Origin of the sequence: Nonomuraea diastatica (assembly GCF_004349015.1) — a bacterium.
GTDB classification, from domain to species: domain Bacteria; phylum Actinomycetota; class Actinomycetes; order Streptosporangiales; family Streptosporangiaceae; genus Nonomuraea; species Nonomuraea diastatica.
This window is the reverse complement of the sequence record NZ_SMKP01000262.1, coordinates 1-11547: the sequence shown is the minus strand read 5'-3', so window position 1 is coordinate 11547 and position 11547 is coordinate 1. Positions and strand designations below refer to the sequence as shown.

Genomic DNA, 11547 nt, shown 5'->3' with positions numbered 1-11547 from the left:
ACTGGAAACGGAGCAACGAACCTGGTCACGGTCACTGGGGTGGCACAACCGACCGGGAAACCGGCGGAACATGAAGGCCCCAGGCCCTACCGCCAGGAGACGCCACCGCGCCAGCCCCCGACCCTACGGAAGGCGGCGGCGGTACGCCCGACTTAATGGGAGGCGCCGTGACCGCGTTCCTGCTTACGCTCGGGCGTCATGGACAACTACCTGACGACCAACCGGGCCAACTGGAACGCACGGGTTCCGATCCATGTCGACAGCGACTTCTACGACGTCGACAGTTTCAAGGCCAACGGGCGGAGCGTCCTGAGACCGTTCGAGGTCGCGGAGGTTGGCGACGTGTCCGGCCGCCGCCTGGTGCACCTGCAGTGCCACCTCGGCCTGGACACGCTCTCCTGGGCCAGGCTCGGCGCCGAGGTGACCGGGCTCGACTTCTCCGACGCCGCCATCGACCAGGCCAGGGCCATCGCGGCCGACTGCGGTATCCCGGCAAGGTTCGTCACCGCCGACGTGTACGACGCGGTTGGGGCGCTCGGCGAGACCTACGACATCATCTACACCGGCCTGGGCGCCCTGGTGTGGCTGCCCGAGCTCACCCACTGGGCGGAGGTGGCCGCCGCACTGCTGAAACCGGGCGGATTCCTCTACCTCTCGGAATTCCACCCTTTTCCCCAAGTCCTTGATGAAGAGACCGGCACGATGGTCACCTACGACTACTTCGACCGGGGCCCGCATGTCTGGGAGGAGCCGTACACCTACACCGGTGGCCGGCTGATCGAGTCCTACACGTCCGTGCAGTTTCAGCACGGCATCGGCGACGTCGTCAGCTCGCTGGCGGCGGCGGGCCTGCGGGTGGACTTCCTGCACGAGCACGACCACACGCTCTTCCGCCGCTTCCCCACGATGTCCGGCGACCGCACCGGCTACCGCCTGCCGGAGGGCACGCCCAGAATCCCGCTCATGTACTCCCTGCGAGCCTCAGCCGGGTAGTGCATCTCCTCCAGCGGCGGGTCTGGCAGCAGCCGACCGCCACGACAACGTGAACCCGAACCGCTCGCAGAACCGTCGCGCCTGCGGGGTGCCAGCACCACAGCCCCCACAGGGGGTATCACTGTAAGGGCCCTGTCTCACATTCGGTGGTGACGAAGGGTTATGAGGGTCGTTGACATTCGTGTGAAAGATGTCAACGATCTTGCGCGGACGGTGTTTTCGGGTCTGTCCCCGCTGGTCATAGAGGATGTGGCCGACGAGGGTGAGCGGATCGTGGTGCGGGCGCGGACTCCGAAGGAGGCCGCGGTCTGTCCGGTGTGCGGGGCGTCGTCGGGGCGGGTGCACGGCTACCAGCTGAGGACGGTGGCCGACGTGCCGGTCGATGACCGCCGGGTGGTGGTCTGTGCGCGGGTGCGGCGTCTGATGTGTGCCACGCTCGGCTGCCGCCAGACCTTCCGCGAACAGGTGCCTGGGGTGCTAGGGCCTGTGCGGGGTTCGGATCTTCAGGCTGGGTGGAGGCTGCGGAGCCACAAGATAGCTCCGCGTAGGTGCAGACCGGCCAGATAGCTGTCGGGGGTCTTGTCGTAGCGGAAGGCCAGCCCACGCCACTCCTTGATCCGATTGATGCAGCGCTCCACCGTGTTGCGCTGCTTGTAGAGATCGGGATCATGACGGACCGGCCGGCCGCCGCGGGAGCCACGCTTCCTGCGGTTGGCCGCCTGGTCGACCTTCTCCGGGATGACCGCCTTGATCCCGCGCCGGCGCAGGTAGGCGCGGTTGCCGCGGGAGGAGTACGCCTTGTCGCCGGCCACCGCACCCGGCCGGGTGCGCGGACGGCCGACAGCCAGACGGACCTTGATGCGCTCCAGCACGGCCCGAAACTGCGGGCTGTCACCGGCCTGGCCAGGCGTGAGGACGAAGACAGCGGACGACATCGACGGTCGGCCGACACATGCACCTTGCCGCTCAGCCCACCCCGCGAGCGGCCCAGCTTGGCCACCTTCAGCCGAACCGGTGCCGGCGCCGCATCCGTCGGCGTTCGTCCCGCTCTCCGTCCTCGCCCGGGGCACCCTCCTCGGCGATTTGCCCCTTTGGCGCAGCCCCTTTTCCTGCTTGGCGGCCTCGCGCAGCGCTGCGGCCAGTTCGTCGTTCAGAGCCATTCCAGCAGCGTGGTGGTGCGCGCGGGCCGTCGTAGAGTCCACGCTCACCATGTCAAGGTCGGCCTGTCCACGAGCCGCAGCCTCCGCGATCAACGCCTGCATCAGGTGCTCGAACACGCCGCTCACCGCCCACGAGCGAAACCGGTCGTAGACGGTGGACCAGGGCCCGTAGTCCGCAACGGGCAGGTCGCGCCACGGACTGCCGGTCCGAAACCGCCACATCACCGCGTTGAACTGCTGCCGCAGATCCGGGATCGGGCCTCGCTCACCCAACGGCAGGTGAGGCTCGATCAGCGACCATTCCTCGTCGGTGAGGTCTCCGCGTGCCATGGCGAAGACGTACCAGGCTCCCAGAGCAGACCGCAGGCAATTCCTCTGATCTCAACTCCGTACAGGCTCTAACAGCTATATAGGTGCACTGTAGAAAGCTGCTTGAGCGGAGCTGGCACGACATGAAACAGATCATCGACCTGCGGCCGGTCTATCACCGGCTCGAAGAACGCATCCGCGCCCACGTCATCCTCTGCTGGCTCGCCCTCCTGCTCATCCGCATCATTGAGACCACGGCAGGAACGACCTGGCAGCACGCCCGCCGGGAACTCAGCCGCCTCCACCTGGGCACCTTCACCGGCTCCACCGGGACATTCCGGCGGGTCACCGACCTGACCAAACCGCAGATCGACCTGCTCTCCAAGCTCCGTATCGACCACCCCAAGAAGGTCATCGACCTTCAGGCCACACCCCGCTGACCAGCACCTCCGCCACCGCCTAGAGAAACGCCCTCAAGGCGGCCACATCCGTGTCACCCCAGGTCAGACCCCGAATCCAAGCCTCCAGCCCGCTGAATTACGCGGAACGCAGGCCCGAGCCGGCAAGCCGGATGAATCCACGAAGCCGGACACGTCAGCGAAGGCGCAGGACCTCCCCACCGCCTCGGACACCGGCCTGATCATCGGCGGCATCCTCCACCTCGGCGGGGCCTCTCCCGGACCATCGGCCACGGACGGCTACCAGCCCGGCCTGGTCGAGGTCTTCACCGACAAGAACCGGCGGGTCACGGGCAAACGCTCGGACCTGAGCGCGTGGGGGCGATCGGATCGGTCACCGTGCACCTCGACCGGCTCCTGACCGAGCGTTGCGTGACGCGCGATCACGTTCTTCGCCAGCGTTTCTTCCTGGCTTCAGGCCTCCAGCAAAGCCGGATGGGGTTCAAGCACTCCGTTGACGCGTCGGTGGGACACGACGAAAATTGCCAGGCATGGGGTGGAACACTTCGGCGTTGTTCGTGCGGGGTCGATCGATCGGCGAGGTCATCGGCTGTCTGCCGGACAATACTGAATTCCTGCCGAGCGGTGAACGGTTGAGCGCCGATCATGCGTGGAGTCACAGTCCTGCTCAACGCCTTTATCTCGCTGAAGCGGACGGCTGGTGTCAGATGTGGGACGCTGACCAGCGGATTCCAAGCGACGTTGACAACCTGTTCAAGACCGGTGCGCCCTGGGCGTTGCAGGGGACGCGAGCCCTGGCGGTCCTGTTCTCGAGTGTGTCGAGCATTTACGGGCTGTGGCTCTATGACGACGGCGAGTTGGTCCGGGGTCTCGTTTTTCACAACGGCGAGGCCGTGGTCGATGCCGGAGAGCCGTTGCCGGCGGAAGCGCGTGTCGATATTCCGGCGTGGGGTCCTGACGAGGACTTTCTCTGGACATTGATCAACGATGTGACGGGGGTGACCGCCAAGGTCGATCAGACCTTTGAGGTGTACGAGGCCGTGAAACGTTGAAGCCCGCCGCCGCACAGGCGGAACCGGTCCCGCCGGGCGGGCGGGTGCGACAAGTCCGGCAGAGGCGCCGGGCGGCGCGCCGCCCGATGCCGGTCCCGAATCGCAGATGAAATCGGGCCGGTGCCATGAATCTGACTGCCGGCTTGGTAATGCCCTGCAAAAGGCCGGTCTATGGCCTGGTCACAGTGCTCTCCGATGGCAGAGGCTCATCTGACGTATGCGTCAGACGGGCCGGAGCTCCTCCCGCCTGAACGCGTCGCATTCATATCGAGAGGGAACACTTACACATGACGTCATCATTCGCGTGGTCGCGCCGAACGGCGGTCCTCGGACTCGTGCTGGCCGTCAGCGCCACACTGTCCGCCGGCACCGCAGTACAGGCGTCGGCTTCTGCGGCAGGCAGCAAGTCCGCGTCGAGCGCGACGGCTCCCCGCGTCAAGGTCTATGAGTTCGTCACCAAGGAGGGTGGCTTTTTCTACACTGCCAGCGAGCGTGAGAAGCAGACAGCGCTTCAGTATGGCTGGCGGATCACGAAGACACCCATGTACTACATCGCCAGCACGCCGTTCGCCGGCAGCAAGCCTCTTTACCGGCTGCGGTGGCAGAAGAAGAACTCCTATATCATCTCGACCACCGAGGCCGAGCGCGATCGACTGATTGCCACGGGCAACTATCACTATGACGGGAAGCTCGGCTATGCACCCGCCAGTCAGGCGGCCGGCGGTGATGTGCGGGTCTGGCGCTTGTCGAGCAACAGCCGCTGGCGGCTCGCCATTGAGGAGCACAAGAACAGCATCCTCGCCAAGGAGCCGGGCTGGAAGCTCGACGGCTGGGTGTTCTACCAGTTCACAAGCCCGAACTGACGAAACCCCTACCGTCCGGTCGATTCTGATCGATCCGGTTCTTGCCCAGAGAGCACTGCGCTGATGGCCGAGCCTCACGCCGCGGACATGGATTGGGCAACGAGACCAGGCCGTGGGATCGGTTTCGCTCAGCCACATCCGTTGGACCTCGTCTCCCGTCCTGGCTGACGACCACCACCGATCCAGTATGGGATCCCCGCGCGATCCGTGACATCGAGTGCGGCAACGTTGGCACGCCTGGTGTCCGCACAGATGTCGCGGGCCGCGCGGGCTGGTGGAGCCGGATCAGCCGTGTCCGTGACGGCCAACCCGCTCATCGGTGTCCGCCCGCCGGCGTACCAGCCGGATGCACCGCAGCCCGGGCCTCTGCTCGGGAGGTCCGGGCGCAACCCCTTGAACACCCTGGAACACCGACGACGGGAACAGGCATGAACCGCTTCGACTCGCAACCCAGCACGCTCGCCGTCGATGCCTCTGAGATCGAGGCATTGGCCGAGCAGATCACGGGTCCGGTCGTCGCTGCCAACGACGAGCGGTATGACGCGCAACGCGCCGGATTCCAGATCGCCCGCCAGCATTGTCCTGACCTGGTGGTATGCGCCGTCGGACCCGCCGATGTGCAGGCAGCGGTGACCTACGCGGGTAGCCGTGGGCACCCGGTGGCTGTCCAGGGCACCGGGCACGCCTCGGCCGCTGTCGCCGCCGAGGGCGGCCTGCTGATCAACACCGCCCGGATGAGCGCTGTCCGGGTGGACGCCCATGCCCGGACAGCGTGGGTGGCCGCCGGGGCATGCTGGCATCATGTGATCCAAGAGGCAGCGCCGGCCGGGCTGGCGCCCCTGTCCGGTTCGGCCCCGCACGTGGGCGCCGTCTCGTACACCCTCGGAGGCGGACTGGCACTGCTGTCCCGGAGTCTCGGGTACGCCGCCGACCACGTGCGCGCGCTCCACGTCGTCACGGCGGATGGACGGATGCGGTATGTCGCCCAGGACACCGAGCCGGATCTGTTCTGGGCCTTGCGCGGCGGCCGGGACAACTTCGGCGTGGTGACCGGAATGCAGATCGATTTGATGCCGGTCACCACGGTCTATGGCGGGGGACTGGTGTTTCCCGTCGAGAAGGCCGCCGAGGTGTTCGAAACCTACCTGGAATGGACTTCCATCGTTCCCGAGGCGATGAACTCCTCGGTTGCACTGATCTCCCTGCCGGACGTTCCGGCGATCCCTGAGCCGATGCGCGGGCGTCACACCGTACAGGTCCGTATCGCCTGCGCACCCGGCGATCCCGGGGGCACCGAGCGCATGATGGGGCCACTGCGGGCCATCGGCGCGATCAGTGACACCCTCGGTGAGCTGGCATACGCCGAAACCGGGTCGATCTACAACGACCCTGTCGTCCCTGGTGCATTCGAGGCGGGCACTGCCATGCTCGGCGAGCTCGACGCCACCAGTGTCCAGGCCATCCTCGACTTGGCCGGTCCCCACGCTCAGGTGCCGCACATCGTCGAGCTGCGCCACCTCGGCGGGCGGCTCACTCACCCGCCCGCCGAGGGCAATGCCGTCGGTAACCGCGATGCGCGATACGTGCTCAACGTGGTGTCGCGGCTGGAACGCGCCGACATCGCGGAGATCCGGCCAGCGCACGCGCGCGTGCTGGATGCGGTCGCACCGTGGAGCACCGGCGGGCGGTTCCTCAACTTCATGAATGGCGAAGGGGCCGCCGCGCAGGTGCGCTCCGCCTACGATGCCGCAGACTACGAGCGGCTGACCGGCCTCAAGGCCGTCTATGACCCGCACAACACCTTCCGTCTCAATCACAACATCCCACCGGCGAGGGGCCGGACGGGGGAGCGCGGTGATCCCCGGTAGTCTGGCCGGGTTTCGTGATGCTGAGCAGGTGTTTCAGGTCCTGACCGGCCCGCGCCCGCGACTCGTTCCTGCCGAGATCACTCGTTCAGTACCCGCTGCCTGCCATGGAATCGGTCCACAGCGGTTACCGGGCAGGCCGGGCCCGGGAGTCCGCTGATGCCATGGCTGCCAGAAGGCGCCGAGGTGATTCAGTCACGTGCTTGCTGGGCGACCACATGCTGCCCGTCGTCATCGCCGCTGCGATGACCCACGGCGGGTACGGCCTCAGCGGGATGATTGTGCGACCTCACCCGCGAGGGGTCCTGTAGGGCCTTGCCTTGGTCGAGGTCATGTGGATCAGCAGCCGGTCCGGGCTGTTCACAAGTAGTTCGCCTACGCTCGATGAGGACGCGGAAACGATCCTTGCTATCGCCTGAAGAGCTCAAGTCGTGAGATGGCGCGGTTCACGGTGGCGAGCCAAGGGTTCTTGCGGATGCGGCATCTTCGGGTCCGCTGGATCTGGCGTTGGCCGAGCGCATCTCGCGTAATTGCCGGGTGAGCGTGCGTGGCCCCCGATCTCCGGGAAGATTCAAATCTAGAATTTAATTCAAAATCAACTAATACCGATGGCTAAGGATGTCGCATGACAGCTTCACTTTGACTTCTTCGGTGTTTCCAGGCCGCAATGATAACGATTATGTAAAGCCGTGAGCTGTGCTGGGCCCCGGCGGTGCCGGTGTGGTGTATTTGCCGTTATGACATTTCGACGAGCCGCCGTGCCCTTAGTGGTTCAGGCCTTATGCGTCTCCCTCGTGCCCGCGATGACGCCTTCTGCCCATGCGATGGAGAGCGCCTGCGTGCCACCGCCGGTCAGCAGTCCCGGCTATTACCAGTTCGTTCAGACATATCGCAGCGAGTGTTCTTCCGTGCGCAACTGGAACCGTACGTTCTCCGACGTCTCGGTGTCGGCGTTGGTCGATGACCGCAACAGCCTCGCGGTGACGAGTTCCACCTCGCTGGCCGGGGCGATCGCCTCGGTCAAGGTGGGCGGGAAGGAATTCATCGCCAGCGGCGGGCACGGGGCCGCGCTCCAATACGCCTTCCACGCCTGGCAGAAGACCGGGAGGGCCACCGAATGCTACAACCCCACGCAGGCAGGGGCGCGCATCGACGACGTGGGCCAGCGCGAACCATATCACGGACCCAGCACAAGTGCCCTATACGTCATGGCCAAAGCCGGGTCCTCGATTCGCGCTGAATCGCGGCCGGCCATGTACCTGACCCGGGCGGATCGCCAGCCCGGCTATGACGGCTGCCTGGCCGCCAATGTACAGCCCAACACCAGTCCATTCACCTTGGGGTTGTCGCCGTATTGGCTGCGTACCCAGGTCCAGCTCGCTCCCGACCACAAGGTCGCGGCATTGGCGAATGTGGTGCGGCTATCAGCTACTTTGACCTCCGAAGATTCCTTTCGTGATCAATTCGATGGGGTGCTGATAGCCTATCTTCAGCGGGACTTCGTCCGCGTGTACTCCTACGAGCTGACCGGCAATGTCCTCACCGCTAATCCAGCCGCCGAATACGCCAGCAAAGATCCCGTATTGCGCTGCACCGCCGACCATCTGTACTGTCTCGGCATGTATGTCAGGCCTGCCGTACTGGGGACATCCGCCTACTACTACACGATGACCCGCCCCCCGTCGCCGTACAACGGCATGGCAGGTGAGTACACCATGCAGGTGACCTCTCCTGCCGCTGACGTCGCCAAAGGCGACGTCTTGACATACGAAACGTTCCTCGTTGCAGGAAACCGTGACCGGGTTGCATCGACGATCCGGCAATTGCATCAAGCGCTAACGTGAGACCGCTTCACAGCGACGAGCAGACCAGGGGGAGAACCCTGGCGTCGGCGGCCGCGTCGCGGATGGCGACGGGGTCCAGGAGCCGCTCGGCGACGGTCAGAGCCTGCGCGGCGGCGCGGTCAGCAGTGGCACGGTCCGCAGCGGTGGGGCCAGCGGTGGCGGGGTCTGCCGGGACACCAGTGGTGGTCATGATGCTCTCCTGTCGGTAGTGCTGGGGTGAGGTGGTGCGGCGCGCAGCAGGTCTGTGGCCAGGAACCGGACCATGGCCTTATCGTCCAGGCCGGGGACCATCCGGTTGCAGTGCAGGTGAATCAGGTCGGAGGCGCAGCCGGTGCGCTGATGAGGCGGCAGGGTCTGCCGGTAGGCGCGCAATGCGGTGGTCCTGTCGATCCATGCGGCCCGGCACCGCGTCGGGAACGCTGGGGGGGCGGCGGCGCGCACCCTCGCGCGTAGTGCGTCCGCGCGGCGGTGCCCGTCCCGGTTGAGCCGCCCACCGGCCAGGGCTGCCACAGCGCCGTCGGCCATGTGCCGGGCGATGGCGGCCGCGGATACGGCGGCGGCAATCAGACGGTCGTCCTCGCCTGGCGGCAGATGCTCGAGCGTGGCCAGGACCAGGGCGCTGTCGGCGCAGAACACGTCTTCGGCGGCGCCGATCGATCCGAGCCCGCCGTATCTCTCGATCTCCTGCTCGTACGGCTCCACTGTGTACCCGCCCGATAGCCGCTGCCGGTGCAGGTCCTGCCCCCATTGTCTCAGCGCGGACAGCAGGGTGCCGCTCAACTCGCTGGGACGCCCGTGGAAGCGGACCCGCAGATGGGAGCCGTGTGACTGGTCGTGGAACCGCAGCCAGAACCAACGGTCGAAGCAGTGCGCCCATCGGCTGGTCAGCGCGCCCAAACTGGCGAGGACCGTGTCCTGGCAGTGGGCGGGGGCGCGCACCGCCAGCGACAGCCATGGCCCGCCAGGCAGGTACAGTCCGGCGCCGGGCGGGCGGACCGCCGTGGTTGCAGCGCGGGCCGGGGGCGCGGCCGGTTCCGCCCGGCGGCGCAGAGACACCACGACCTCCAGCACGTGCCGCCCGGCCGGGCCGCAGGCCACCGCCTGCTCGGCGTCGCAGCCGCCGAGCGGTTCGGTGAGCGCGCGCAGGCCTCGCCCGATGTGGCGGCGCAGCAGTTCCCGGTCATGGTGGTGGGTCAGCTCCAATGGCAGACGCCGATCCAGGTATTCGGTCACCACCGTGGGCGGCGGAGCCGGCACGGTGGTGACCCGCCACGTGTCCAGGGCGTCGTGCCACGTTTTCCGGGAGGCGGCGGCGTTGACCAGCCAGGGTGGCAGCACCCACCGGGCGGGGGCGAGCAGCGTGCGGCCGAACCACACCGCGGGCTGCCAAGGCCCATGCCCGGCCTCCCCCCATGACCAGGGGTGCCAGAACTGTTCGCCGGCGTGGCCGAGCAGGCGCAGGAACTGCGCCAGCGGCGGAAGCAAATCCGGGGAGATCCGCGAGTACAGTACCGGAACGATCGGTCGGTCGCAGCTGGCCGACCACAGCACTAGGTGCTGGCCGTTGGAGCCGAGCAGCAGGTCGTCAAGGCCGATGTCGCCGGGACGTGGCGGCACCCCGACGGGAATCCGATACGCGGCGAACCCTGTCTCCGGCGCGACCGATCCAGCGGTGTGGCTCCGGGGCAGCGTCACAATCTCCGCGACTGCAACCGTGTCGCAGCCGCTCGGCACAACCGTCGTGCCGGGTAGTAACGCCGCGAATCGTCCGGTCGTCGCTCCGGCGTCCTGGGAGCCGCCGTAGGGGCACACCGCCAGGAACAGTCGGCCCGCAGCCGCGTCCGGGCTGGTCGCGGCGAGCACGCGGACACAGACCTCAGCGGTGCGCGGCGGCGTGCCGCCGGTCCCGGTGCACAGCTCCTCCACCGTACGCCGGTCCAGGGTGACCGCTGAGCGGCCCGAGGTGAGGGCGTCGGCCACCAGGCGGCTCAGCACGGCGGTGCGCTCCGCGCTGGGCGCGGGCTCGGTGGCGGTGAGCGCGTGCGGAGGCAGGCCCAGGCCGATGGCCGGGTCGGTGACCTCACGCAGCGGCACGAGACGGCGCGGGCCGTACCGCTCACGGAACGCCTGATGGTAGACCGACAGGGAAGTCGTCCCCCGGCCGATCCGCCACAGCAGCCCGGCCGCGTCGGCGGCGGCCCGCGCGAGGGACTGCGGGAGGGTGACCACGGCGTCGGCCACGGTGTCGGCCCGCAGCGGCCGGTCGGCCCAGGCCAGCTCATCGGCCATGTCGCGGGACTCTCGCAGCAACCGAGCCCGATCGGGGGCACCCGGCGGGTGCCGATCGGCGTCGGCGAGCAGGGCCCGCAGCCGAAGCAGAGCTGGCCGGGCCGGTTCATCCGCCGGTAGTTTGCTCAGCAGATGCCCGAGCGGATCATCGCGCACGTCCTCAGGCAGCAGATCATGCAGGAGAACCCCGGCGCGGATCATGCCGGCCACCACGCCAGCCACCGTGTTGGGGGCGACGCCTGGCCACCGCTGTTCGACCTGTTCGATGGCCTGCCGGGCGGGAGCTCCGCCCTGGCAGGACTCCGCCAGCAGCTCCGCAGCCGGCGTGGCGCGGACACTGACCGGGCGAGGGCCGGCCCCCGGCTGCCCCCGGCGTTCGCTTTCGTACCGGTCGCCGCGCCGCGCCAGGGTGGGACTGGTGGTGAGAGTCAGTCGCGCCAGGACCTCGGGGTCGTCCACGAGTTGTTCGGCCAGGGCATGCAGCCACGCCGCGGACGGCGTCGTGACGGCCCGGTGACCGGTGCCCACCCGCAGGTCCGCCGCCTGAGCGGCGAAAGACGCCTGGGCGACCCCGGCGAACACTCCGTGCGGCGTTGCACGGGCATGCGAGCGGATCGCGTAACCGCGGGTCACGTCCACGGACGTGGTGTATGAGTCGATCTTCGAGTGATCCTGTTTTTGCAGGTTAAGCGGTAAGTGTGTGCGGAAGTGGGTTCTGGGCCGGTGTGTCGCCGGTGATCAACCGGACGCGGG

7 protein-coding genes and 3 pseudogenes are annotated in these 11547 nt (G+C 67.4%); 7 read left to right on the top strand and 3 right to left on the bottom strand.

What is annotated here, in order from left to right:
• The first annotated feature begins 198 nt into the window (after window positions 1-198).
• Window positions 199-993 carry a class I SAM-dependent methyltransferase gene (locus E1294_RS48125; protein ID WP_132518856.1) on the top strand — a complete coding sequence of 265 codons (795 nt, stop codon included), beginning with the start codon at window positions 199-201 and terminating at the stop codon, window positions 991-993.
• Window positions 994-1155: 162 nt separating this feature from the next.
• Window positions 1156-1473 (top strand): annotated as a pseudogene (locus E1294_RS48120) (transposase family protein); the annotation flags it as partial.
• Between the two features lie 23 nt (window positions 1474-1496).
• Here the strand turns inward: E1294_RS48120 and E1294_RS48115 are convergent.
• Window positions 1497-2483: pseudogene (locus E1294_RS48115) on the bottom strand (IS5 family transposase).
• A 101-nt stretch (window positions 2484-2584) separates the two neighbouring features.
• Between E1294_RS48115 and E1294_RS48110 the strand changes: the two are divergent.
• The 5 genes and pseudogenes from E1294_RS48110 to E1294_RS48090 all read left to right on the top strand — a co-directional run.
• Window positions 2585-2902: pseudogene (locus E1294_RS48110) on the top strand (IS1634 family transposase); the annotation flags it as partial.
• 509 nt (window positions 2903-3411) lie between these two features.
• The gene (locus E1294_RS48105) at window positions 3412-3933 is read left to right on the top strand and encodes a hypothetical protein (protein ID WP_132518855.1); all 522 of its coding nucleotides are present in this window, start codon (window positions 3412-3414) and stop codon (window positions 3931-3933) included.
• Window positions 3934-4220: 287 nt separating this feature from the next.
• Window positions 4221-4796 carry a hypothetical protein gene (locus tag E1294_RS48100; protein ID WP_132518854.1) on the top strand — a complete coding sequence of 192 codons (576 nt, stop codon included), beginning with the start codon at window positions 4221-4223 and terminating at the stop codon, window positions 4794-4796.
• A gap of 428 nt (window positions 4797-5224) precedes the next feature.
• The gene (locus E1294_RS48095; protein WP_132518853.1) at window positions 5225-6664 is read left to right on the top strand and encodes an FAD-binding oxidoreductase; all 1440 of its coding nucleotides are present in this window, start codon (window positions 5225-5227) and stop codon (window positions 6662-6664) included.
• 800 nt (window positions 6665-7464) lie between these two features.
• Entirely contained in the window at window positions 7465-8505 is a 1041-nt protein-coding gene (locus tag E1294_RS48090; RefSeq protein WP_132518852.1) for a hypothetical protein, read from the top strand.
• A 7-nt stretch (window positions 8506-8512) separates the two neighbouring features.
• Here the strand turns inward: E1294_RS48090 and E1294_RS48085 are convergent, their stop codons facing one another.
• Together E1294_RS48085 and E1294_RS48080 are read right to left on the bottom strand one after the other, a co-directional pair.
• Window positions 8513-8695, bottom strand: a complete 183-nt coding sequence (locus E1294_RS48085; RefSeq protein WP_132518851.1) for a hypothetical protein — start codon at window positions 8693-8695, stop codon at window positions 8513-8515.
• Window positions 8692-11433, bottom strand: coding sequence for a lantibiotic dehydratase (locus tag E1294_RS48080; protein WP_132518850.1), 2742 nt, complete (start codon window positions 11431-11433; stop codon window positions 8692-8694). The genes E1294_RS48085 and E1294_RS48080 overlap by 4 nt, the downstream gene beginning before the upstream one ends.
• Between the last annotated feature and the right edge of the window lie 114 nt (window positions 11434-11547).